A 23,214-nucleotide genomic window follows, 5' to 3' on the forward strand; every position below is an offset into this window, starting at 1 on the left:
GCCGTTCACGTCGAGGCTTGACCTGTTTGAGCATCCCTGGGGTGTTTGTAGTCTTATAGGAAGAATGTCTGTGACGCTGGATTGGCGCACGTGTGACCGAACTGCAACGCGCCAGAGACTCGCTGGTGGCAAGTAGTAAGGGATAGTCGCGATCGACTGGCAGGGCGTCGGCTGGTTTGACCATGTCAGCCAAATCCGGGGGATACCAGGAACCCCCCGTCAGGCTGCTTACCATCACCGCAGCTCAGCGCTGTCGCCCACCTGTAGAGGGAGGATTTTTTTCACCATGCGTGTTACTAAGGGCGCACAGATCGTCGCCGGTACCGCGCTGCTCGCCCTCGCGGTTGCCGCGTGTGGCGGCGGTGCCTCGGACGGCGGCACTGCCGCGGGCGGCGGCGAAACGCCGGTCCGCATGGAGATCGGTGAGCCTCAGGAGCTCCTCAACCCGCTGAACACCACCGAGACCGAGGGCTCCGAAGTCCTCGCCGCGGTGTTCTCGCCGCTCGTCAAGTACGACGAGAACAAGCAGCCGGTTGAAGAGGCCGCTGAGTCGATCACCACCCAGGACAGCAAGGTCTGGACGATCAAGCTCAAGGCCGGTTACACCTGGCACGACGGCAAGCCGGTCACCGCCGCCGACTACGCGCGGGCCTGGAACTATGGCGCCAACCAGGACAACGCCATGAGCTCCTCCGCCTTCTTCTCCCGCATCGACGGCTTCGCCGACGTCCACCCGGGCGAGGGCAAGACGCCGACGGCCAAGGAGATGAAGGGCCTCAAGGCTGTCGACGACAGCACCCTTGAGGTGACGCTGTCCGCACCGTTCTCGCAGTTCAAGACGATGCTCGGGTACACCGCCTTCTACCCGCTGCCGGCCTCCGCGCTCGGCGCCGACGGCAAGGTGACCCAGGCCTACGGCGAGCAGCCGATCGGCCAGGGCCTCTTCAAGGTCGACAAGCCCTACAAGAAGGGCGGCGCGCAGACCATCGACATGACGGTCTACGACAAGTTCCCCGGCACCAAGCCGAAGAACTGGACCAAGCTGCAGTTCAAGATCTACAGCTCGGCCGAGACCGCCTTCCAGGACCTCCAGGCCGAGAACCTGGACGTGGACGACTCGCTGCCCGCCTCGGCGATCGCGACCGCCAAGTCCGTCCTCGGCGACCGCTACTTCGACGAGCCCGACGCCTCTGTCGGTTACATCGGCGTCCCGCTGAAGTACAACCCCGAGTTCAAGAACCCGGACGTGCGCAAGGCCATCTCCATGGCCATCGACCGCAAGACCATCACCGAGACGGTCTTCGCGGGCACCCGCGCACCGGCCGACGACTTCATCAACCCGGCCATCCCCGGTTACCGTCAGGGCGCCTGCACGGCCTGCACGTACAACCCGGCCGAGGCGAAGAAGCTCTACGCCGACGCCAAGGGCCCGGCCAAGCTCGAGCTCGGCTACAACGGCGACGGCGGCCACAAGGAGTGGATCGAGGCCGTCGCCAACAACCTCCGCGCCAACCTGGGCATCGAGGTCACGCCGAAGCCGTTCGAGAACTTCAAGGCCATCCTGGACGACCTGGACGCCAAGAAGTACAAGGGCCTGTTCCGCATGGGCTGGTCGATCGACTACCCGTCGGCCGAGAACTACCTGACGCCGATCTTCGGCACCCAGGCCATCTCGACCGGCTCGAACTACGGCGGTTACGAGAACAAGGAATTCGACGACATCGTCGCCAAGGGTGACCAGGCCGCCGACGCCGCCGAGGGCCTCAAGCTCTACCAGCAGGCCGACGACATCCTGATCAAGGACATGCCGTACATCCCGGTCTACTTCTACCGGAGCAACTTCGGCCACTCCCCCAAGGTCAAGGGCGTCAAGCTGAACCTGCTCAACCAGGTTCAGTGGTCTGACGTCGAGAAGGCCTGACGTCATTCGCCGGGCGGACGGCTCCTGCCGTCCGCCCATCGGAGGACTGAGCTTGGAGGCAGTCACTTTGGGGCCGGGTAAACCGCGGCTACGAGGGTGACTGCCTCCACGCATGTACCGGAGGGCTTGAATGGGCCGTTATGTCATCAGGCGACTGCTGCAGGCGATACCCGTCCTGCTCGGCGCCACGCTACTCATCTTCGCGATCGTCTTCGCCCTGCCCGGCGACCCCATCCAGGCACTGGCGGGCGAGAAGCGCCTGGACCCGGCGGTGGCCGAGGTCCTGCGCGACCAATACCACCTGAATGACCCGCTGCTGCTGCAGTACTGGTACTACCTCAGCGGCGTGCTCTTCCACGGGGACTTCGGGACCACCTTCTCCAGGATCCCGGTCTCGCAGCTCATGGCCGGCAAGTTCCAGGTCACGCTGAACCTCGCGCTGACCGCGCTCGTCATGGAGGCCATCATCGGCGTCGGCCTCGGCCTGTGGGCGGCGCTGCGCCGCGGCAGGGCCTCCGACACCGCCATCCTCGCCTCGACGCTGCTGCTGATCTCCGTCCCCACGCTGGTGACGGGCTTCGTGCTGCAGCTGGTGCTCGGGGTCAAGCTCAAGCTGTGGACGGGGAGCGACATCTTCCCCGTGGCCGGCATCTCGGCCGGGTTCCGCAGCTACCTGCTGCCCGGTTTCGTGCTCGCCGGCACGTCGATCGCCTATCTCACCAGGCTGACTCGGACGAGCCTGGTGGAGACGCTGCGCGCGGACTACATCCGCACGGCCACGGCCAAGGGCCTGGCCAAACGCCGCGTCATCGGCAGGCACGGGCTCCGCAACGCCCTGATCCCGCTGGTCACCTACCTCGGTGCCGACCTCGGGAACCTGATGGGCGGCGCGGTCATCACGGAGACGATCTTCAACCTGCCGGGCATCGGCAACCAGCTGTTCAACTCGATCCTGCTGCGAGAACAGCCGGTCGTCGTGGGCATCGTGACCGTGCTGGTGCTGATCTACATCCTGGCCAACCTGGTCGTCGACATGTTGTACGCAGTGCTCGACCCGAGGATCCGCTATGAGTAACGAAGCAAACGTCGGGCCCATGCTGCCGGAAGCGAAGTCGCTGGTCACGGAGGCCCCGGCGCCACCGTCCCCCGACAAGCAGGGCAGGCGCGGCAAGCAGAAGCAGGACAAGCCCGCCAGCCTGTGGACCGACGCCTGGTACGACCTGCGTCGCCGGCCGATGTTCATCATCTCCGCGGTGCTGATCGCGATCCTGCTGGTCATGGCGTTCTGGCCGTCGTTGTTCACCTCGATCGACCCGACCAACGCCCAGACCTGCGACCTGTCCACCGCCCGGCAGCTCCCCAGCGTGGGGCACCCGTTCGGCAAGGACAGCCAGGGTTGTGACGTGTTCGCCAGGACGATCTACGGCGCCCGCAACTCGATCGTGATCGGCGTGACCACCACGATCATCACCATGATCGTGGGCGGCCTGCTCGGCCTGTTCGCCGGCTTCCGCAGCGGTCTGATCGACTCGGTCTCCTCCCGGGTCACCGAGATCTTCTTCGCCATCCCGCCGATCCTGGGCGCCCTGCTGATCGCCGCCACCTTCCGCGACAGCGGCATCAACAGCATCATGCTGGTCATCGCGGCCCTGGCGGTGCTCGGCTGGCCGATGGTGTTCCGCATCATGCGGGCCTCGGTGATCACGGCCAAGAGCCAGGACTTCGTGGTCGCCGCGCGGTCGGTGGGCGCGGGCCAGTGGCGCATCATGTTCAAGCACCTGCTGCCGAACTCGCTGGCGCCGGTGATCGTGGTCAGCACGATCAACCTCGGCGGCTACATCGCGGCGGAGGCGGCGCTGTCGTTCCTCGGGGTCGGCGTGCAGTCGCCGGACATCTCGTGGGGCCTCATGATCGCCGACGCCCGGCCGCGGTTCCTCGACGCGTCCCTGCCGCTGTTCTTCCCGGCCCTGTTCCTGAGCATCACGGTGCTCGCGTTCATCATGCTGGGCGACGCCGTGCGTGACGCTCTCGATCCGAAGCTCAGGTAGAAGGGGGGATCAAGTGAAGAAGACGTCGACAGACGTGTTGCCCGCCGAGGGAGGGCTGGGCAACGAACCGCTGCTCGCGGTGGACGACCTGCACGTGGAGTTCCGTACGCGCCAGGGCATCGTGCGCGCGGTGAACGGCGTGAGCTACACGGTCAACCCCGGTGAGACGCTGGCGGTGCTCGGCGAGTCGGGTTCGGGCAAGTCCGTGACCGCTCAGGCGATCATGGGCATCCTGGACATGCCGCCGGCCGTCATCCCCAAGGGCGAGATCCGCTTCAAGGGCACCGACCTGCTCAAGCTCTCGGAGGACGCCCGCACCCAGGTGCGCGGCCAGCGCATCGCGATGGTCTTCCAGGACGCCCTCTCGGCGCTCAACCCGGTGTTCACCGTGGGCTGGCAGATCAGCGAGATGTTCCGGGTCCACCGCGGCATGTCCAAGCGCGACGGCATGAACAAGGCCGTCGAGCTGATGGACAAGGTCCGCATCCCGGCCGCCCGGCAGCGCGTCAACGACTATCCGCACCAGTTCTCGGGCGGCATGCGGCAGCGCATCATGATCGCGATGTCGATCGCACTCGACCCCGAGGTGCTGATCGCCGACGAGCCGACCACCGCCCTGGACGTGACCGTCCAGGCGCAGATCATGGAACTGCTGGCCGAGCTGCAGCGCGAGAGCCAGATGGGCATGATCCTGATCACCCACGACCTGGGCGTCGTGGCGGACGTGGCCGACAAGATCTCGGTCATGTACGCCGGCCGGATCGTGGAGAACGCCCCGGTGCACGACATCTACCGGGCGCCGGCGCACCCGTACACGAAGGGCCTGCTGGAGTCCATCCCCCGGGTGGACCTCAAGGGCCAGGAGCTGTACGCGATCAAGGGCCTGCCGCCCAACCTGCTCGACCTGCCGAGCGGGTGCGCGTTCAATCCCCGGTGCCCGTACCGGCAGGACAACTGCGTGACCGCCGCCCCCCAGCTCTACGAGATCAGCGGCACGCGTGGCAGCGCCTGCCACTACTGGAGGGAGGTCCTCGATGGCGAACGGCAGTGAGCGCATCCTTGAGGTTCGCGACCTGGTCAAGCACTTCCCCCTGACCCAGGGCATCGTCCTCAAGAAGCAGATCGGCGCGATCAAGGCCGTGGACGGCGTCTCGTTCGACCTGAACAGGGGCGAGACGCTGGGCATCGTGGGCGAGTCGGGCTGTGGCAAGTCCACGCTGGCCAAGGTGCTGATGGCGCTGGAGCGGCCGACCTCGGGCTCGGTGAAGATCAACGGCAAGGACATCGCCAAGGCCAGGGGCGGCGACCTCAAGCGCATGCGCCGCAACATCCAGATGGTGATGCAGGACCCTTACACCTCGCTGAACCCCCGGATGACCGTCGGCGACATCATCGGCGAGCCGTACGAGATCCACACGGAGGTGGCGCCCAAGGGCGACCGCCGCCGCAAGGTGCAGGAGCTGCTGGAGGTCGTCGGGCTCAACCCCGACCACATCAACCGCTACCCGCACCAGTTCTCGGGCGGCCAGCGGCAGCGCATCGGCATCGCCCGCGGCCTGGCGCTGCAGCCGGAGATCATCGTCTGTGACGAGCCCGTCTCGGCGCTGGACGTGTCGATCCAGGCCCAGGTGATCAACCTGCTGGAGCGGCTGCAGAACGAGTTCAACCTGGCCTACATCTTCATCGCCCACGACCTGTCGGTGGTCCGCCACATCTCCGACCGGGTGGGCGTGATGTACCTGGGCAAGTTCGTGGAGCTCGGCAAGGACGTCGAGATCTACGACAAGCCGGCCCATCCGTACACGCAGGCGCTGCTGTCGGCGGTGCCGGTTCCCGACCCCGAGGGCCGGGAGCAGCGCGAGCGGATCATCCTGCAGGGCGACCCGCCCTCGCCCGCCAACCCGCCGTCGGGTTGCCGCTTCCGCACCCGCTGCTGGAAGGCGCAGGAGATCTGCGCGGAGGAGGAGCCGCTGCTGCAGATCCGGACGGGGACCGGGCACGAGAGCGCCTGTCACTTCGCCGAGACGCACGACGTGGTGCACGCGGGCTGACCGCGCCGGACCATGGGGCCCTCCGGGAGAACTTCCCGGAGGGCCTTCTCATGTGGTGGCCACGATCGCCGAGCCGTGGCCGAACAGCCCCTGGTTGACCGCCAGGCCGACGCGCGCGCCCGGCACCTGCCGCCCGCCCGCCGCGCCGCGCAGCTGGTACGTCAGCTCGCACAGCTGCGCGATCGCCTGGGCCGGGATCGCCTCGCCGAAGGAGGCCAGGCCGCCCGACGGGTTGACCGGCACCCGGCCGCCGAGCGCGGTCTCGCCCGCCCGCAGCAGCTTGTCCGCCTCGCCCGGCGGGCACAGGCCGACGTCCTCGACCCAGTCCAGCTCCAGGGCGGTGGACAGGTCGTACACCTCGGCGAAGGAGACGTCCTCGGGGCCCAGACCGGCCTCCTCGTAGGCCGCGTGCGCGATCGCGGCCCTGAAGGGCCTCTCGGGCGCGGGGACGGCGGCGCAGGACTCGGTGGCGAAGTTCGGCAGCTCCAGGAGCGCGTTGGGGAAGGTCGGGGTCACCGTGGAGACGGCGGCCAGGCGCACCGGGGCCGTCGCGCCGAGTCGCCTGGCGTACGCCTCCGAGGCCAGCACGACCGCGGCGCCGCCGTCGGAGGTGGCGCAGATGTCCATCAGGCGCAGCGGGTCGGCCACCATGGGGGAGGCGAGCACCTCATCCGCCGTGACCGGGCGGCGGTAGCGGGCCATGGGGTTGAGCGAGCCGGCGCGCGCGTTCTTGACCTTGACGGCGGCGAAGTCCTCGCTGGTGGAGCCGTACAGGGCCATGCGCCTGCGGGCGTACAGGCCGAAGTAGGCGGGGTTGGTCGCGCCGAGCAGGCGGAAGCGCAGCCAGTCGGGGTCGTCGTGCCGGTCGCCGCCGACCGGCTTGAAGAAGCCCTTGGGGGTGGAGTCCGCGCCCACCACCAGCGCCACGTCGCACAGCCCGGCCATGATCCTGGTCCGCGCGATGTCCACGGCCTGGGCCCCCGACGCGCAGGCCGCGTAGCAGGAGGCGATCCTGGCGCCCGTCCAGCCGAGCGCCTGGGCGTAGGTGGCGCCGGCGACGAAGCCGGGGTAGCCGTTCCTGATCGTGTCGGCCCCCACCACGTACTGGACATCGGTCCAGGCCACGCCGGCGTCGCGGAGGGCGGCGCGGGCGGCGGCGACGCCGTACTCGGCGAAGGGACGTCCCCACTTGCCCCACGGGTGCATGCCCGCGCCGAGCACCACCACCGCGCTCACGAGGCCCGCCCCCACATCCACACCAGCGGGCCGTCGGCCAGCGGCCCGTGCACGAGCTCCAGCTCCATGCCCACCTCCAGGTCGCCGGCCGTGAGGTCCTTGACCTGGCCGAGCACCACCAGCCCGCCGCCGTCGAGCTCGACGGCGGCCAGCGTGACAGGCCGGTACGGCCGCTCCGCCACGTACGGCTCCGGCGGCGGGTAGCAGGCCTCGGTGTAGGACCAGACCCGCCCGCGCCGCGGCAGCCGGGCCTCGGCCGTCTCCTCGCCCTCGCAGCGCGGGTTGCGGCACAGGCCGGGCTGCGGCGGGAAGGCGACGGTCCCGCAGGTCAGGCAGGTGGTGCCGATGAGGTGGGTGGCGCCGTCACCGTCGATGGCGAACCAGCCGTCGATCGCTAAGGTCATAGCCAGGAGTATCACACAAGCGCTTGCTAGGGTGAATCCCTCCGGCGCCTCCGCCGGGTCGCGACCACCCGCGCCGACATGGCCGCGGCCAGCACCACCATCCCGGCCACGACCGGCGCCCTGGAGGCGGGCGGCCGGGCCGGCCCCCGCCCGAAGTACGGGCCGGGCCGGGCGGCCGGCGAAACCCTTCCGTGGGCCAGCCGCCGGGCCTCCCGCAGGGCGAGCGGCGCGTCGGCCACCCCGTGCCCGTAGGCGGGGCTGTGGCCGCGCGCCGGCCGTCTCCTGGTGCCGCGCTCGATGGCCGTGCGCACCTGGTACGGCGACAGCTCCGGCTGTGCCGACCGCACCAGGGCCGCCACGCCCGCGACCATGGCCGCCGCCGAGCTGGTGCCGTCGCCCACCACGTACCCGTCGCCGCCGTCGGCCGTGACGACGTCCGTGCCCGGCGCGACCACCGACAGGTAGTCCTGGCGGTTGGAGAAGGGGGCCACCCTGAGCCGCCGGTCCACCGCGCCCACGGCGATCACGCCCGGGTAGGCGGCGGGGAAGTTCTTCCTGTTGGCCGTGTCGCCGTCGTTGCCCGCCGAGGCCACCAGGACAGCGCCGCGGGCGAGCGCGTACTGCACGGCCTCCTCCTCGGCCGCCGAGCCCTCCCACGCGCCGCTGCCGCCGCCCAGCGACATGCTGATCACGTCCGCGCCGTGGTCGACCGCGTACCTGATGCCGGCGGCCAGGGCGTCGCGGCGGCCGGCGCGCTGCTCGGCGCGCAGCGGGTCGGTGTTCTCCAGCGTGACCCTGATCGACAACACCCGCGCCGCGGGGGCCACGCCGACCACGCCCTCCGCGCGACCCTCGCCGTGCCCGCGGCCGGCGATCAGGCCGGCCATGGCGGTGCCGTGGTGCCCCCAGAGCCGCGGGGGCGCGCCGGTCAGGTCGGGGCCCTGGGTGACGGCCCCGCGCAGGTCGGGGTGGCGGCCGTTCACGCCGGTGTCCAGCACGGCCACCAGCACGCCCGCGCCCCGGCTCTCCCGCCACGCCCGGGGCGCGCGCAGCGCTCCGAGCTGCCACTGCCGGGCCCGCGCGGCGGCGCCGACGCCGCCGGGGACGCTCGGCGAGGCCGCCGTCCGCACGTCGTCGGTGGCGCTGGACGCCACGCCCGCGACCCCGGCCGCCAGGATCAGAGCCGGCAGCAGGGACGCGAGCACCCTCATCGGGTCAGCGCCCGGTACAACGTCTCGGCGAGCTGCCGGGCGACCCCGCGCAGCCGCGGCGCGGCGCGGTCGCCCGGCCGGTACGCCCGCCCGTCGGCGTATCCCGCGGCCGTCGCCACGAGGTAGGGGTCGCCCGACCCGGCCAGCGCCCCGGTGAAGTACTGCCGTCGGCCGAACCGCTCGGCCGGCCCGCCGGGGAAGGCGACGGGCCGCACGGTGGGCGGGCGCGCCCCGCGGTACGTCCCGGCGCCCGGCACGCCGAGCACGGCGATCCCGACGGTGGCCACGTACGTCTGGGTGCTGTCGGCGTACGTGGCCCGCAGGGCGGTCAGGCAGCCGGGCCGCACCGCGGCGGGCTGGAACGCCACCCGGCACGGCGCCTCGGGAGCCACGCCCGCCAGCACGTACGTCACCCTGGCCCCCGACGGGCTGAGGCCCGGCACGACCAGGGGGAAGATCCGCGTCACCGGCCAGGCGTGCCAGCGCTCCGGCACGGGCGCGTCGGCCTGCGGCCAGAACACGGACAGGATGGAGAGCAGCACGACGGACAGTTGGTACACGTCAACCTCGAACGGGAGGGGAGGGACGCCCGATCTGCCGTGCATTCTGGCACGCGGCCGATGATTCGTTCCGACGCTTCGGTAAACAGCCCGATACGCGGAGTAATTGATGTTATGCGGCTATTCGCCCTAGGGTGTCGGCGAAAGTCGGACATGCGCCCCAGGTGGGAGCCCCAGCCGCTGCGCCGCGTCGCCGGAGTTGACCGCGATGGCGATCAGCCCCGCCGAGTCCGTGAACGCCACCAGCTCGCCCGGCGGCACCGCCGCGAACGTCGCCCGGAAGGGCATCGCGAGCTGCCGCCGCCCGAGCCACACCCCCAGCGTGTCGCCCACCTGGACACCCAGCGCCTGCAGGTCGCCGGCCGCGATCGACAGCTGCGTGTTGCCGAAGCGGTCGACCGAGAGGACCTCGCCCTCGACCGAGCCCTCCCGCAGCAGCGAGGTCGGCGCGGGCAGCGTGACCAGCCGCTCGACCGGCACCCGGGGGCCCAGCTCGGCCGGGTCCAGGCCACCGGCCAGCCGCCCGGCGACCGGCGAGAAGACGTCCCGGCCGTGGAAGGTCGGCGACACCGGCCGCAGGAAGTGCTCCTCGTTGCTGAGCGCGTACGCGGCCCGCGCGCCGCCGCTGGCGTGCACCGCCCAGGACAGCAGGCCGTTGTCGGGGCCGACGAACACCCGGCCGCCCGCCTCGACCGCCACCGACCGCCGCGCGCCGCCGACGCCGGGGTCGACCGCGCCGACGTGGACGCCCTCCGGCAGGTAGGGGATGGTCTGGGCGAGGATCGCCGCGCCCCGCCGTACGTCGCCGGACGGGACGAGGTGGCACACGTCGATCACCCGCGCCTGGGGCGCGATCCCGGCGATCACTCCGTGGCAGGCGGCCACATAGCCGTCTTCGAGCCCGTAGTCCGTGAGGAGCGTGATGACTGGGGTCACATTTGGTGACTGTACGTCCGGCAATCCGCCGTGAACAGCCGCAGATCGCACATTACGATTGGCCACGGGCCGCGAAGCGTGCGATGTGATCGTCGCACGCCCCTTCCCGAGGAGGACACCATGGGAGCACCGCTCAGCGGTGACAGTGCTGCCCAGGAACCGTCCCAGCCACCCCTCACCGACCGTGATCTCGAACTCCTCGCCTTCGAACGCCAATGGTGGCGGCACGCGGGCGCCAAGGAGCAGGCCATCAAGGAGACCTTCGGGTTCTCGGCCACCCGCTACTACCAGTTGCTCGGCGAGCTGATCGACAGACCGGAGGCGCTGGAGCAGGACCCGATGCTGGTCAAACGGTTGCGAAGGTTGCGCTCCACCCGTCAGCGCGACCGTGCGGCGAGACGGCTCGGCATGCGTCCCTGACCGGCTGGGTACGGCAGCCGCGTGAGGAACATCCCTGGTATGGAAGCGATCCTTAAAGATCCGTCCGGCGCCGTGATCGGGCTCGACTTCGACGGAACCCTGTCGCCGATCGTGCCCGATCCCGCCTCCGCCAAGATCCACCCCGAGGCCCCCGCCGTGCTCGCCGAACTGGGCGCGCACGTCGGCGCCGTGGCCATCGTGACCGGCAGGCCGGCGGCCACCGCGCTCGAACTCGGGCCCGGCCTGGCCGACGTGCCCGGCCTCGTGGTGCTCGGCCACTACGGCTTCGAACGGTGGGAGCACGGACGTGTCTCGGCGCCGCCGCCGCCACCCGGCGTGCCGCGCGTCCGGGCCGAGCTGCCCCTGCTGCTCGACGCGCTCGGCCTGCACGGCGTGGTGATCGAGGACAAGGGCAGGGCGGTGGCCGTGCACACCAGGCGCGCCCCCGACCCCGAGGGCGCGCTCGCCGTGCTGCGCGAGCCGCTGGCCGAGCTGGCCGCGAAACACGGCCTGGTGATCGAGCCCGGCCGCATGGTCCTGGAGCTGCGCCCGCCCGGCATGGACAAGGGCCACGCGCTCGGGCTGTTCCTGGCCGAGCGGGACGCCAGGTCCGTCATGTTCGTCGGCGACGACCTCGGCGACCTGGCCGCCTTCGACGCCGTACGCGCCTCGGGGCTGCCCGGCGTGACCGTGTGCAGCGGCTCGGCCGAGGTGACCGCGCTGGCCGAGCGGGCCGACATCGTGGTCGACGGGCCCGACGGCGTGGTGGCGCTGCTGCGCGAGCTGACGACGGCCTTCACCCGCCCCTGAGCGCAGCCGTTCGTGAGCCGGCTCGCGGCCTTGCGCCGTTTGGGCCGGCTCGCGGCTTTCAGCCGTTCGTGATTGGGCTGCAAGTGGCGGATCCTACGGTGGTGCGCATGTCACGACGATCTCTCGCCGCCGCCTCGGCCGCGGCCCTGGCGACCCTGGCGGCCGTGCTCGCCGCCCCCGGCGCCGCCTCCGCCGCCCCCGCCCAGCAGCTCAAGCTGCGCGGCGGCCTGACGCTCTACATCCCGATCGAGTGGGTGGTCCACCGTAAGGGCGGCGACGTCGTCCAGGTGGTCACCGGCCGGTGCGCCAAGCCGCAGGGCTGGGGCTCGCCGGAGTGCGACGCGTTCTACATCCTCGGTCCCGGCGCGATCAAGCGGGGCGCCGAGGGGTTCGGGCCCTACACGGGCAAGCACCCGTACTATCCGGCCAGCGACGTGCAGCCCTGCCCGCTCAACCGCAAGTGGGGCGAGGTGATCGGGCCCAAGGTCACCAGGGGCTACCGGCAGATGGGGGCCGGGCACAAGGCCGCCTACAACGCCTGGCAGGCCACGTGCGTCAGCTACTCGGGCGGCGGCGTCAAGGCCCGCTTCACGCAGCGCGAGTGGTACCTGCCGAAGAGCCGGATCCTCGTCGTCGACCAGTGGGACACGCCCGGCCTGGCCGACACGCTCAAGTACGCCGACTGGAGATGAGCACCCCGGCGACCGCCAGGCCGATGACCACGGGCACCAGCAGGAACGCGTTCCCGGTGCCGTAGCCGTCGGCCAGCGCGCCGAGCAGCAGCGGGCCGATCGCCATGGCGGCGCCCGCCCACACGGGCGAGGCGGCCGCCGCCCGGTCCGCCCGGTCGCCGGAGGCGCTGATCAGCGTGCTCAGCGCGAGCGGGAACTGCAGCGACGCGCCCAGCCCGCTCAGCGCCAGCCCCACGTACGACAGGATCGGCGCGGTGCTCGCCCAGAACAGCACCCAGCCGAAGGCCATCAGCCCCAGAGCGCCGGCCAGCAGCGGCGTGGCCGGCAGCCGCAGCGCGAGCTGCGCGCCCGCGAACCGGCCCGCCGCCATGCCGCTGACGAACGCCGTCAGCCCGGTCGCCGCGACGGCCGCCGTCACGCCCGTCCTGAGGGCGAACAGGTCGGCGGCCCACAGGTTGAACGAGAACTCCAGCGCCACGCAGCAGAACAGCACGCCCCCGGCCAGATGGAAGCGCCACCCGCCGCCCTCCCGCGCCGGGACGGCCTCCCCGGTGACCACGTCGCCCTGCCCTCCGGCGGCCCTTCGGGGCGCGGGCCAGGAGCGGCCCAGCGCCAGCGCGAGCAGGGCGCTGACGGCCGGGGTGACCAGCAGGGCGGACCGCCAGCCGAGCGCGCTCTGCGCCACCTGGCTCAGCACGAACGTCGCCACCATCCCCACCAGCACGCCCACGGCGTTGGCCTCGCTGAGCGCGGCCGGTCCGGCGGGCCCGTGGTGGTCGCTGAGCTCGGCCATCGCCGCGTAGAGCATGACCGAGCCGAAGCCGCCGGCCACGCCGTAGCCGAGCAGCGTCAGGGGCAGCGCGGAGGTGGCCATGACCAGCAGCACGCCGGCGTTCATCCCGGCCAGGCCGAACCAGCACGTCGAGCGCCGGCCGAGCAGCCGGGTGAGCAGGGGGAGCGCGAGCCCGGCGCCGATCGTCCCGACCGCCATGGCGGTGCCGTGCAGCCCGGCGACGGTGGCCGTGGTGCGCTGGTCGGCGCGCAGGAGCGGGAGGGCGGCGCTCAGGCCGTACACGAACGTGGCGAACGTGCCGAGCAGGAAGTAGATGAGCCAGGTCGGACGGTCCCGGACGAGTCTGATGGGCACTGAGACCGTCGACACCCGGCAGCCTCCGTCATTGGCAGTGAACCCGACTTCTCATGTTAAAGCAGGGCGTCGAGTTGGGACTCCAGCCACTTGTGCGGCGGCAGCGCGGTGGCCGCCTCGTGCAGCCGGTCGCGGCGCCGCCTGCGTTCGTCCTCGGGCATCACCAGCGCCTCGTGCAGCGCGTCCGCCGTGCCGCTCACGTCGTAGGGGTTGACCACCAGCGCGTACGGCCCCAGCTCGGCCGCCGCCCCCGCCTCGCGCGAGAGCACCAGGGCGCAGCGTGGCGACAGGACCGGCCCCTCCTTGGCGACCAGGTTCATGCCGTCGCGGATGGGGTTGACCAGCAGCACGTCCGCCAGCCGGTAGGCGGCCAGCGAGCGCGGGTAGTCGTCGTTGACGTTGAGGATGACCGGATCCCAGTCCTCGGTGGCGTACTCGTCCTCGATCTCGCGCGCGCAGCGCTGCACCGACGCGGTGTACTCGCGGTATTCGGGCAGGTCGTGCCGGCTGGGGTAGGCGAAGGCCAGGTGGACCACCTTGCCGTGCCACTCCGGATGGGCGGCCAGGAACTCCCGGTAGGCCAGCAGCCCGCGCACGATGTTCTTGGACAGCTCGGTGCGGTCGATGCGGACGATCAGCCGGCGGCCGGCCACCTGCTCGGCCAGCGCGGCCATGTGCGACTCGACGTCGGGCTCGCAGGCCCGCGCCCACAGCGCCGCGCCGTCCACGCCCAGGCTGTGCACGCCGACGCGGGTCGTCCTGCCCTCGTGGGTGACCGTGCCGGCCGCGCGGTCCACCCGCGCGCCCAGCAGCGCCTCGCAGCAGTCCATGAACGCCCCCGCCCACCGGGCGGTGAGGAAGCCCGCGTGGTCGGCCCCCAGGATGCCGTCGAGCACCTCCCTGGTCACCGCGTCCGGCAGCAGCGAGAAGTACTCGGGAGGCGCCCACGGCGTGTGGCTGAAGTGGGCGATGCGCAGGTCGGGCCGCTCGGCGCGGAGCATCGCCGGGGTGAGCGTCAGGTGGTAGTCCTGGACCATCACGCGCGCCCCGTGCCCGGCCTCCTCGGCCAGCGCCAGCGCGAACGCGCCGTTGTAGTCGCGGTAGGACTCCCACTCACGCCGGAACTTGGTGCCGAAACTGGGGGAGTTGGGGATGTCGTACAGCAGGTGGTTGACGAACCAGAGGGTCGAGTTGGCCACGGCGTTGTAGGCGCGGTGGAAGGTGGCCGCGGGGATGTCGAGCATCCGCAGGGCGCCCGTGTCGTAGCCGCCGCGGTCGAGCCGGCCCCCGGGGCCAGGCGCACGGCGCTGCGGTCGCCGTCGGACAGCGCGGCGCACACCCACAGCACGCCGTGCTCCTTGGCCACCCCCGACAGGCCCGAGACGAGGCCGCCACCACCGCGTTTCATGGTCAGCTCACCGTCGTCGTCGACGGTGAAGGAGACCGGCCCGCGGTTGGACGCCACGAGAACGCTGTTCATTTGGGCTCCCTTCGCCCATAGGATCCCAGCTATGGCGCTAGATGAGCTAACCGAGGAACTCGCCCGCTCGGCCGCGGCCGGAGACCATCGCGCGCTCGGCGAGCTCCTGGCCAGGATCGAGCCTGACGTGATGCGCCACTGCGCCCGGATCCTGCCCTATCACCAGGACGCGGAAGAAGCCTCGCAGGACACTCTGCTGGCCGTGGCGCGCAACATCGGCCGGTTCGAGGGGCGGGCCAGGTTCAGCACCTGGCTGCACATCGTGACCGCCAACTGCGCGCGCACCACGTATCGCTCGCTGAAGCGCAGGGCCGCCGAGCAGACGTCGGAGGAGCTGCCGATGCAGAAGCCGGACGCGCGGCGGGTCAGCGTGATCGCCGGCTCGCGGCTCGACCTGCTCGACGCGATGGAGGCGCTGGAGGCCGACAAGCCCGACCTGGCCCAGGCGCTGGTGCTGCGCGACATCGTCCAGCTCGACTACAACGAGGTGGCCGAGCAGCTCAACATCCCGCTCGGCACGGCCAAGTCCCGCATCCACCAGGCCCGCAAGTACGTGCAGGGAGTCCTCGGGGAGGACTATCGGTGAGACGTGTCCTCTCAAATCGTGAGACGGGCGGTTGTTTCCGCCACTTGAGAAGGTAGAGTCCTTTTCGACAACTGAATATTGCTCATCCAGAGGGGTGGAGGGACCGGCCCTGCGAAGCCCCGGCAACCCTCCCGGCTTGTACTCGCGACCTGGCGAGGCCGACCGGGACAAGGTGCCAATTCCGGTTCGCGGTCAAGGTGGCCGCGGGCGAAGATGAGGGAAGGCCTCGCTTCATGTCGCTCGACTTTGGTCCTGCCGTCGCTCTGTCCTGCCGCGAGTGCGGCACGCGCTACCCCCTGGGCCCCAGCTTCGCCTGCCTGGAGTGTTTCGGGCCGCTCGAAGCGGCCTACTCCTTCGGCCAGGTGACGCGCGCGGACATCGAGTCCGGCCCCGCCAACATCTGGCGCTACCGCTCCCTGCTCCCGGTCCCCGCCGACGTGGCGAGCAAGCCCAACATGAACCCGGGCTGGACGAAGCTGGTCAAGGCCGGCAATCTCGGCAAGGCGCTCGGCATCCGGTCCCTGCACGTGAAGGACGACTCGGGCAACCCCACCCACTCCTTCAAGGACCGGGTGGTCGCCATCGCCGTCGAGGCGGCCAGGAACTTCGGTTTCCACACGCTCTCCTGCTCCTCCACGGGCAACCTCGCCGGCGCGGTCACCGCCGCCGCCGCGCGGGCCGGTCTCGACGCGTGCGTGTTCATCCCGGCCGACCTCGAAGCGGCCAAGATCGCCATGGCCCGGGTGTTCGGCGGCCGGCTGATCGGCATCGACGGCACGTACGACGAGGTCAACCGGTTCTGTTCCGAGCTGATCGGCGACCCGCTGGGCGAGCAGTGGGGGTTCGTCAACGTCAACCTGCGGCCCTACTACGCCGAGGGGTCCAAGACGCTCGCGTACGAGATCGCCGAGCAGCTCGGCTGGCGGCTGCCCGAGCAGATCGTCATCCCCATCGCCTCCGGCTCCCAGCTCACGAAGATCGACAAGGGGTTCAAGGAGCTGATCGCGCTCGGGCTGGTCGAGGACACCCCGTACAAGGTGTTCGGGGCCCAGGCGGCCGGGTGCTCGCCGGTCTCGACGGCGTACAAGGCGGGGCACGACGTGGTCCAGCCGGTCAAGCCGGACACGATCGCCAAGTCGCTGGCCATCGGCAACCCCGCCGACGGGCCGTACGTGCTGGACATCGCCCGGCGCACGGGCGGGGGCGTCGAGGACGTCACCGACCCCGAGATCGTCGCCGCCATCAAGCTCCTGGCCTCCACCGAGGGCATCTTCGCCGAGACCGCGGGCGGCGTCACGGTGGGCGTGCTGAAGAAGCTCGTCGAGACGGGCAGGCTCGACCCCGAGGCCGAGACCGTGGTGCTGAACACCGGCGACGGCCTCAAGACGCTCGACGCGATCAGCGACGACGCGCGGCCCACCGCCGTGATCCGGCCCTCTCTCGACGCGTTCCGCGCGACTGTCTGACAATCCAGGAAAGGCAACAAAAACCATGAGCGTTTCTGTGCGGATTCCCACCATTCTGCGCACTTACACCGGGGGTAACGCCGAGGTGAGTGGCGAAGGGGCGACTCTTCGTGACGTTCTCGCCAAGCTCGACTCCGACTACCCGGGGATCGGCGCGAGAATTCTGGATGAATCGGGCAAGATTCGTCGTTTTGTCAACGTATACGTTGGTGAAGAGGATGTCCGTTTCGCCGAGGGCTTGGACACTCCCGCCCCTGAAGGCGCTCAGATCTCCATCATCCCTGCCGTCGCGGGCGGCTGACCGCCGGACCACCGACTCTTGAAGGCGCCCCTTGTGGGCGCCTTCTTGTTTTAGAACCAAATTCAACCTCGAACGACTCAGCCTTCGATGAAATTAGCGTTTTGTCGGTTGACTCTGTTGCCAAACCCCGTGCCACAGGTATGGTCGAGGGCGATCGTCTGGCTGATTTTCCCAAAAGTCATGCGATTACGGGTCTCGCGAAGGAATGGGCGAGATCTGCGAGCCCAGTAAGAGGAGTCGGAAGTGGCGCAGGGCACCGTCAAGTGGTTCAACGCGGACAAGGGCTACGGCTTCATCGCGGTAGACGGTGGTAAGGATGTATTCGTCCATTACTCAGCGATCATGATGGACGGGTACCGCTCTCTCGAACAGGGACAGCGTGTCGAGTTCGAGATCACGCAGGGCCAGAAGGGGCCGCAGGCGGAGTCCGTCCGCACGGTCTGATTCACCCTCGCTGGTATGCACCAGGTGGGACGTGCGGCAGCGCAGTCCGTACGGCTCGCCACTGTTTCCTCCGTCGGCTTCGCACGGCGGGTCGCACCTCCGGGGCGGCTCGCCGTACGAACCGGCGCACCCGATGACCTGCCCGATGAGCTGGGGTGGGGTGCCCGTGGCTTGCACTCGGCAGGGTAGAGTGCTAAACAGTTCGTTGGCACTCTGTGTGGCAGAGTGCCAACAACTCGGATCGAGACGATGGGGTCTGCCGAACGGAGATGCAGGCCTATGCCGTCGCGGGCGTCGGCTCGGTCCAGGACACGCCACCCTGCATCTGGGAGGTCTAGCCTTATGGCAGCCAAGATGATCGCGTTTGACGAGGACGCCCGGCGCGGTCTCGAGCGCGGTATGAACCAGCTCGCCGACGCCGTCAAGGTGACCTTGGGCCCCAAGGGGCGCAACGTCGTGCTGGAGAAGAAGTGGGGCGCTCCCACGATCACCAACGACGGTGTCTCCATCGCCAAGGAGATCGAGCTCGAGGACCCGTGGGAGAAGATCGGCGCCGAGCTGGTCAAGGAAGTCGCCAAGAAGACTGACGACGTCGCCGGCGACGGCACCACCACGGCCACCGTGCTCGCCCAGGCTCTGGTGCGCGAAGGTCTGCGCAACGTCGCCGCCGGCGCCAACCCGATGGCCCTGAAGAAGGGCATCGAGGCCGCCGTCGAGCGGGTCAGCGAGGAGCTCTCCAAGCTGGCCAAGGACGTGGAGACCAAGGAGCAGATCGCCTCCACCGCCTCCATCTCCGCCGCCGACCCCGAGATCGGCTCGCTCATCGCCGAGGCGATGGACAAGGTCGGCAAGGAAGGCGTCATCACCGTCGAGGAGAGCAACACCTTCGGTCTCGAGCTCGAGCTCACCGAGGGCATGCGCTTCGACAAGGGCATGACGTCGATGTACTTCGTGACCGACTCCGACCGCATGGAGGCCGTTCTCGAAGACCCGTACATCCTGATCGTCAACAGCAAGGTCTCGGCCAACAAGGACCTGCTGCCGCTGCTCGACAAGGTCGTGCAGTCCGGCAAGCCGCTGCTGATCATCGCCGAGGACGTCGACGGCGAGGCCCTGGCGACCCTGGTGGTCAACAAGATCCGCGGCCTGTTCCGCTCCGTGGCCGTCAAGGCCCCGGGCTTCGGCGACCGCCGCAAGGCCATGCTGGGCGACATCGCGATCCTGACCGGCGGTCAGGTCATCGCCGAGGAGGTCGGCCTCAAGCTCGAGACCGCCACCCTCGACCTGCTCGGCCGCGCCCGCAAGGTCGTGGTGACCAAGGACGAGACCACCATCGTCGACGGCGCCGGTGACGCCGAGGCGATCTCCGGCCGGGTCAACGAGATCCGCGCCGAGATCGAGCGCACCGACTCCGACTACGACCGCGAGAAGCTGCAGGAGCGCCTGGCCAAGCTGGCCGGTGGCGTGGCGGTCATCAAGGCCGGCGCGGCGACCGAGGTCGAGCTCAAGGAGCGCAAGCACCGCATCGAGGACGCCGTGCGCAACGCCAAGGCGGCCGTCGAGGAGGGCATCGTCCCCGGCGGTGGCGTGGCGCTGCTGCAGGCCGGCGCCAAGGCGTTCGACAAGCTCGAGCTCAACGGCGACGAGGCCACCGGCGCGGCGATCGTGAAGAAGGCTCTTGAGGAGCCCCTCAAGCAGATCGCGGTCAACGCGGGCCTCGAGGGCGGCGTCGTCGTGGAGAAGGTGCGCAACCTGACCCCGGGCGAGGGCCTCAACGCCGCTTCCGGCGAGTACGTCAACATGTTCGACTCCGGGATCATCGACCCGGCCAAGGTGACGCGCTCCGCGCTGCAGAACGCCGCCTCCATCGCGGCGCTCTTCCTCACCACCGAGGCCGTCATCGCCGAGAAGCCCGAGAAGACCCCTGCTGCTCCGGCCGGCATGCCCGGCGGCGGCGACATGGACTTCTAGGCTTCGCCTGGTCGCTGACGCATCAGAAGGCGGTTCGGATCTCCAAGGATCCGGCCGCCTTTTGTTGTGTCCGGTCGCGTCACGTTTAGTAGTTATTGACTACGGACAGTAACGAAACGAAGTGACGATTCACCGCACAAAGGAGTAGTTACATGAATTCCCGCACCGCGCGCGTTCTCGGGCTCGGAGCCGTCATGATGGCCGCCGCGGCCGCCATGACGATGCCCGCCCAGGCAGACGACCACGGTTACCTGGACGAGGCCCTGGAGTACGTCGACGTACCCTACTGCGCGGGCTACCTGGAACTGTACGACCGCGACTACTGCGCCTCGCCGTCGAGGTGGACGTCGTCGGACGAGCGCGGGGAGATGTCGGAGGAGGGCGAGGACAGGTCGTCGGAGGAAGGCGAGGACGGGTCGTCGGAGGAGGCCGACGACAGGTCCGGCGAGCGCCAGGACGCCTCGGAGGAGGGCACGGACACGTCGGGCGAGCGCCAGGACACCTCGGACGAAGGCACGGACCTGTCAGGTGAGCGCGAGGACGCCTCGGACGCCTTCGAGGGCCAGTTGGCCGGCGAGAGCGAGGACCTGTCGTCCAACGCGCCCGGGGACATCACGTTCGCCGACGAACTGGTGCAGGGCGACTGAACCCCGTCTGGTGACGCCGGGCGTACGAACCCGACGCGGCACCACGGCGAAGGCGCCCCGTACGTGAACGGGGCGCCTTCGCCGCGGTGTTGTGCCGGTCTCAGACGCCGAAGTGCGCGACGATGTGACCGCGGGCCAGCGTGTTGGCGGTGATGTTGAAGCCGACCACCGCCGGGCTCGCGCCGCCGCCGACGCCCAGCTCGTCGACACCCAGCGCGTGCACCGTGAAGACGTAGCGGTGGGGGGCGCCGGGCGGGGAGCGGCGCCGCCGTACTCTTTGGTGCCGTAGTCGTTGCGGGCGTGCACCGCGCCGGCGGGCAGGCCCTTGAAGTCGGGGCCGGTGCCCGCGCCCCTGGGCAGCTCCGCGGTGTCGCCGGGCAGGTCGAACAGCACCCAGTGCCAGAAGCCGCTGCCGGTGGGGGCGTCGGGGTCGTGGCAGGTGACGGCGTAGCCGCGGGTGCCCTCGGGGGCGCCCGACCAGCGCAGCTGGGGCGAGACGTTCCCGCCGGTCATCCCCCAGTCGTCGAAGACGTGGAGGTCGTTCAGCCGCTCGCCGTCGCGGATGTCGTCGCTCTCCACCACGAGCGCGGGGACCGGGGGCAGGTGTTCATGCGGAAGCGGTGCGGGCACGGCATCCTCCTAGGTCGACAGTCCTTCAGGCCATCCTAGAAGCGGCCGTGCCCGCCCTCCGTCAGGTACCGAGCTGCGCCGGGAGCGGCCTGTCGTGCAGCACGGTGAGCGAGGTGACCGCGCGGGTCAGGACCACGTACAGGCGGGCCAGGCCGCGGGGCTCGGCCTCGACGATGTCGGCGGGCTCCACGACGATCACGTGGTCGTACTCCAGGCCCTTGGCCAGCGTGGCGGGCACGATCAGCAGGCGGTGCTCCTGCGTCGCGTCGGGGTCGAGCACCGCGTGCGGCAGGCCGGACAGCGACTCGGAGACCGCCGCCACCATCGCGTCGGGGACGATGACCCCGATCGAGCCCTCCCTGGCCAGCACCTCCCGGGCCGCCTCGGCGACCGTGCCGCCCGGCCGGACCTTGAGCGAGCCCGCGCCAGGACGCAGCGACCGCGGGGCGGCCAGCGCGGGGGCGATCGAGGGCAGCAGGCGGGCCGCGTAGTCGAGCACCTCGCGCGGCACGCGGAAGCCGAGCGTCAGCTCGGTCACCTCGCCCTCGTCCTGGCCGAGGTGCTTCAGCACGGTCTCCCACGAGCTGGTGGACCACGGCGTGGTGCCCTGGGCCAGGTCGCCGAGCACGGTGGCCGAGCCGTTGCGGCAGCGCCGGCCGAGCGCCCGCAGCTGCATCTCGGACAGGTCCTGGGCCTCGTCCACGACGAGGTGGCCGAGGGACGGGGTGCGCTCCATGAGGTCGCGCAGCTCGTCGAGGAGCGCGGCGTCGGCGGCCGACCATTTGGCGGACTTCCAGCTCCGATGAGGCTTCCGCCAAAGCAGCATTTCCTGCTCGTCAGGCGACAAATCAGTTTTGGCGGCCTTTGTGAGGAATTCTGGGTCGGACAACAGGCGGTGCAGAACCTGTTCCGGCGTCAGTTTCGGCCACACCGCGTCGACGAGCTGCTTGACCGGCCTCGACCTGGCCACCGCGTCCTGGACCCGGTCGTCGGGCGACTCGCCGCGCTGCTCCATCCGTACCAGCACCTGGTGGGCCAGGCGCTGGGCCAGCGCGGCCCGCCCCGGCAGGTAGCGGGTGGTGCCGCGCAGGGAGGCCACCATTTCGCGCACCTCGTGGTCGGCGACCCGGTAGCGGTAGGCGCCCTTGCTGAACACCAGGCCGTCCTCGGGCTTGACGATGTGCATCCAGAGCGCCCGTTCGAGCACCGCGGCCATTCTGGCGTCGCCCTTGACCGCGGAGACCATCGGGTCCTCCTCGGCGGCGTGCTCGCCGAGCAGTCCGGCCACGGTGGTCTGGTCGACCTTGACCTCGCCCAGCGCGGGCAGGACGGAGGAGATGTAGGACAGGAACGCCCGGTTCGGGCCCACGATCATCACGCCTGACCGGGCCAGCCGCTCGCGGTGGGTGAACAGCAGGTACGCGGCCCGGTGGAGGCCCACGGCGGTCTTCCCGGTGCCGGGGGCGCCCTGGACGCACACGGTCTGGGCCAGCGTCGCGCGGACGATCTCGTCCTGGTCGGGCTGGATGGTGGCCACGATGTCGCGCATCGGGCCGGTGCGCGGGCGTTCGATCTCCTCGGTGAGGATCTTCGAGGGGCCGACCTCGCCGCCGTCGCCGAGCGGCTCGTCCTCGAACGCGGTCAGCGCGCCGCCGTGGTAGCCGAAGCGGCGGCGGCGGACGACGCCCATGGGGTCGGCCGGGCTGGCCTGGTAGAACGCGCGGGACACCGGCGCGCGCCAGTCGATGACCAGCGGCCGGCTGGTGCCGTCGTGCACGTGGCGGCGGCCGACGTAGATGGTGCCCGGCAGGTCGTCGCCGCCCTCGCGGTCGAGCCGGCCGAAGAACAGCGGGGTGTCCGGATGGTCGGCCAGGGCGGCCACGCGCTGGTCCAGCAGCGACTGGAGGATCTGCTGCGAGACCCAGTCGCCGGCCGCGTCGGCCGACAACGACTGGGCGTGGGCCCGCATCGCCTTGAGCGCGGCCCTGGACTCGGCCAGGTGGGCCTGCTCGGCGGCGAGCACGTCGGAGGGTATGTCGGGAGCCAGTTGATGTGTGGGCATGCGAAAGCGCCTCCCAGGGTCGAAAACGGAGGTGGTCAAGGCAGCGAATCGACTAGTTTAACGGCGGCCGTCCGGTGCCTCCAAAGCATTTACCGGCGCGCGGCGGGGTAAAGAGGGAAGGTGGCGCGGCTTCGCCTGGTTCTCTCGCCGATGATCCCCACGGTCGCGAGCTTCCTGCTGGCGGCGCTCTG

At 70.4% G+C, this 23,214-nt stretch carries 21 protein-coding genes, 2 pseudogenes and 1 riboswitch; of the genes and pseudogenes, 14 read left to right on the top strand and 9 right to left on the bottom strand.

All coding sequences use genetic code 11. From position 1 onward, the window contains the following. Positions 1–286 precede the first annotated feature (286 nt). The 5 genes from ACNF49_RS07925 to ACNF49_RS07945 all read left to right on the top strand — a co-directional run bounded on the left by ACNF49_RS07925 (position 287) and on the right by ACNF49_RS07945 (position 6,020). Positions 287–1,921, top strand: a complete 1,635-nt coding sequence (locus ACNF49_RS07925) for a peptide ABC transporter substrate-binding protein (RefSeq protein WP_498702263.1) — start codon at positions 287–289, stop codon at positions 1,919–1,921. A 130-nt stretch (positions 1,922–2,051) separates the two neighbouring features. Then, complete coding sequence (locus tag ACNF49_RS07930) at positions 2,052–2,996, top strand: ABC transporter permease (protein WP_352320853.1); 945 nt, start codon at positions 2,052–2,054, stop codon at positions 2,994–2,996. After that, a complete protein-coding gene (locus ACNF49_RS07935) occupies positions 2,989–3,969 on the top strand; it encodes an ABC transporter permease (RefSeq protein WP_357976108.1) in 981 nt (326 codons plus the stop codon). The genes ACNF49_RS07930 and ACNF49_RS07935 overlap by 8 nt, the downstream gene beginning before the upstream one ends. Positions 3,970–3,982: 13 nt before the next feature. After that, positions 3,983–5,020 carry an ABC transporter ATP-binding protein gene (locus tag ACNF49_RS07940; protein ID WP_357976111.1) on the top strand — a complete coding sequence of 346 codons (1,038 nt, stop codon included), beginning with the start codon at positions 3,983–3,985 and terminating at the stop codon, positions 5,018–5,020. Next, positions 5,004–6,020: an ABC transporter ATP-binding protein gene (locus ACNF49_RS07945; RefSeq protein WP_352320859.1), complete on the top strand. Its 1,017-nt coding sequence runs from the start codon at positions 5,004–5,006 to the stop codon at positions 6,018–6,020. The genes ACNF49_RS07940 and ACNF49_RS07945 overlap by 17 nt, the downstream gene beginning before the upstream one ends. Positions 6,021–6,068: 48 nt before the next feature. On the opposite strand, the gene ACNF49_RS07950 is transcribed toward ACNF49_RS07945, so the two are convergent. The 5 genes from ACNF49_RS07950 to ACNF49_RS07970 all read right to left on the bottom strand — a co-directional run bounded on the left by ACNF49_RS07950 (position 6,069) and on the right by ACNF49_RS07970 (position 10,367). Further along, positions 6,069–7,256 carry a lipid-transfer protein gene (locus ACNF49_RS07950; RefSeq protein WP_498702264.1) on the bottom strand — a complete coding sequence of 396 codons (1,188 nt, stop codon included), beginning with the start codon at positions 7,254–7,256 and terminating at the stop codon, positions 6,069–6,071. Further along, complete coding sequence (locus ACNF49_RS07955) at positions 7,253–7,660, bottom strand: Zn-ribbon domain-containing OB-fold protein (protein WP_482943262.1); 408 nt, start codon at positions 7,658–7,660, stop codon at positions 7,253–7,255. Before ACNF49_RS07955 ends, ACNF49_RS07950 begins: the two co-directional genes overlap by 4 nt. A gap of 26 nt (positions 7,661–7,686) precedes the next feature. After that, positions 7,687–8,871 (bottom strand): S8 family serine peptidase, encoded by a 1,185-nt coding sequence (locus tag ACNF49_RS07960; protein WP_357976120.1) that lies wholly within the window; start codon positions 8,869–8,871, stop codon positions 7,687–7,689. Beyond that, the gene (locus ACNF49_RS07965; RefSeq protein WP_357976123.1) at positions 8,868–9,431 is read right to left on the bottom strand and encodes a hypothetical protein; all 564 of its coding nucleotides are present in this window, start codon (positions 9,429–9,431) and stop codon (positions 8,868–8,870) included. The genes ACNF49_RS07960 and ACNF49_RS07965 overlap by 4 nt, the downstream gene beginning before the upstream one ends. Before the next feature lie 129 nt (positions 9,432–9,560). Next, the gene (locus ACNF49_RS07970) at positions 9,561–10,367 is read right to left on the bottom strand and encodes an SAM hydrolase/SAM-dependent halogenase family protein (RefSeq protein WP_357976126.1); all 807 of its coding nucleotides are present in this window, start codon (positions 10,365–10,367) and stop codon (positions 9,561–9,563) included. A gap of 120 nt (positions 10,368–10,487) precedes the next feature. On the opposite strand from ACNF49_RS07970, the gene ACNF49_RS07975 reads away from it, so the two are divergent. The 3 genes from ACNF49_RS07975 to ACNF49_RS07985 all read left to right on the top strand — a co-directional run bounded on the left by ACNF49_RS07975 (position 10,488) and on the right by ACNF49_RS07985 (position 12,289). Beyond that, positions 10,488–10,787 carry a DUF3263 domain-containing protein gene (locus ACNF49_RS07975; protein ID WP_357976129.1) on the top strand — a complete coding sequence of 100 codons (300 nt, stop codon included), beginning with the start codon at positions 10,488–10,490 and terminating at the stop codon, positions 10,785–10,787. A 39-nt stretch (positions 10,788–10,826) separates the two neighbouring features. Further along, positions 10,827–11,597, top strand: coding sequence for a trehalose-phosphatase (gene otsB, locus ACNF49_RS07980; RefSeq protein WP_352361731.1), 771 nt, complete (start codon positions 10,827–10,829; stop codon positions 11,595–11,597). A 107-nt stretch (positions 11,598–11,704) separates the two neighbouring features. Continuing rightward, entirely contained in the window at positions 11,705–12,289 is a 585-nt protein-coding gene (locus ACNF49_RS07985; RefSeq protein ID WP_482943263.1) for a hypothetical protein, read from the top strand. Here ACNF49_RS07985 and ACNF49_RS07990 read toward each other — a convergent pair. Then, on the bottom strand, positions 12,267–13,451 hold the full coding sequence (locus ACNF49_RS07990; RefSeq protein ID WP_357976136.1) for an MFS transporter: 1,185 nt from the start codon (positions 13,449–13,451) through the stop codon (positions 12,267–12,269). The two genes, ACNF49_RS07985 and ACNF49_RS07990, sit on opposite strands and share 23 nt — an antisense overlap. A 41-nt stretch (positions 13,452–13,492) precedes the next feature. Beyond that, positions 13,493–14,916 (bottom strand): annotated as a pseudogene (locus ACNF49_RS07995) (alpha,alpha-trehalose-phosphate synthase (UDP-forming)). A 31-nt stretch (positions 14,917–14,947) separates the two neighbouring features. Between ACNF49_RS07995 and ACNF49_RS08000 the strand changes: the two are divergent. From ACNF49_RS08000 to ACNF49_RS08025, 6 genes are all read left to right on the top strand, one after another. Beyond that, complete coding sequence (locus tag ACNF49_RS08000; RefSeq protein WP_189654051.1) at positions 14,948–15,502, top strand: RNA polymerase sigma factor; 555 nt, start codon at positions 14,948–14,950, stop codon at positions 15,500–15,502. 79 nt (positions 15,503–15,581) lie between these two features. Then, a riboswitch (SAM riboswitch) is annotated at positions 15,582–15,722 on the top strand. A gap of 13 nt (positions 15,723–15,735) precedes the next feature. Further along, positions 15,736–16,968 (top strand): threonine synthase, encoded by a 1,233-nt coding sequence (gene thrC / locus ACNF49_RS08005; RefSeq protein ID WP_357976142.1) that lies wholly within the window; start codon positions 15,736–15,738, stop codon positions 16,966–16,968. A gap of 25 nt (positions 16,969–16,993) precedes the next feature. Next, positions 16,994–17,269 carry a MoaD/ThiS family protein gene (locus ACNF49_RS08010; protein WP_352320882.1) on the top strand — a complete coding sequence of 92 codons (276 nt, stop codon included), beginning with the start codon at positions 16,994–16,996 and terminating at the stop codon, positions 17,267–17,269. A gap of 243 nt (positions 17,270–17,512) precedes the next feature. Then, positions 17,513–17,713, top strand: coding sequence for a cold-shock protein (locus tag ACNF49_RS08015; RefSeq protein ID WP_106250594.1), 201 nt, complete (start codon positions 17,513–17,515; stop codon positions 17,711–17,713). Between the two features lie 342 nt (positions 17,714–18,055). Next, positions 18,056–19,684, top strand: a complete 1,629-nt coding sequence (gene groL, locus ACNF49_RS08020; RefSeq protein WP_357976148.1) for a chaperonin GroEL — start codon at positions 18,056–18,058, stop codon at positions 19,682–19,684. A gap of 152 nt (positions 19,685–19,836) precedes the next feature. After that, positions 19,837–20,331: a hypothetical protein gene (locus tag ACNF49_RS08025; protein WP_482943264.1), complete on the top strand. Its 495-nt coding sequence runs from the start codon at positions 19,837–19,839 to the stop codon at positions 20,329–20,331. A 100-nt stretch (positions 20,332–20,431) separates the two neighbouring features. On the opposite strand, the pseudogene ACNF49_RS08030 reads toward ACNF49_RS08025, so the two are convergent. Both ACNF49_RS08030 and ACNF49_RS08035 read right to left on the bottom strand, forming a co-directional pair. Then, positions 20,432–20,961 (bottom strand): annotated as a pseudogene (locus tag ACNF49_RS08030) (YbhB/YbcL family Raf kinase inhibitor-like protein). Between the two features lie 61 nt (positions 20,962–21,022). Further along, positions 21,023–23,023 carry a HelD family protein gene (locus ACNF49_RS08035; protein WP_482943265.1) on the bottom strand — a complete coding sequence of 667 codons (2,001 nt, stop codon included), beginning with the start codon at positions 23,021–23,023 and terminating at the stop codon, positions 21,023–21,025. Positions 23,024–23,214: the final 191 nt, after the last annotated feature.

The sequence above is a fragment of the Actinomadura sp. ATCC 39365 genome (assembly GCF_054392275.1).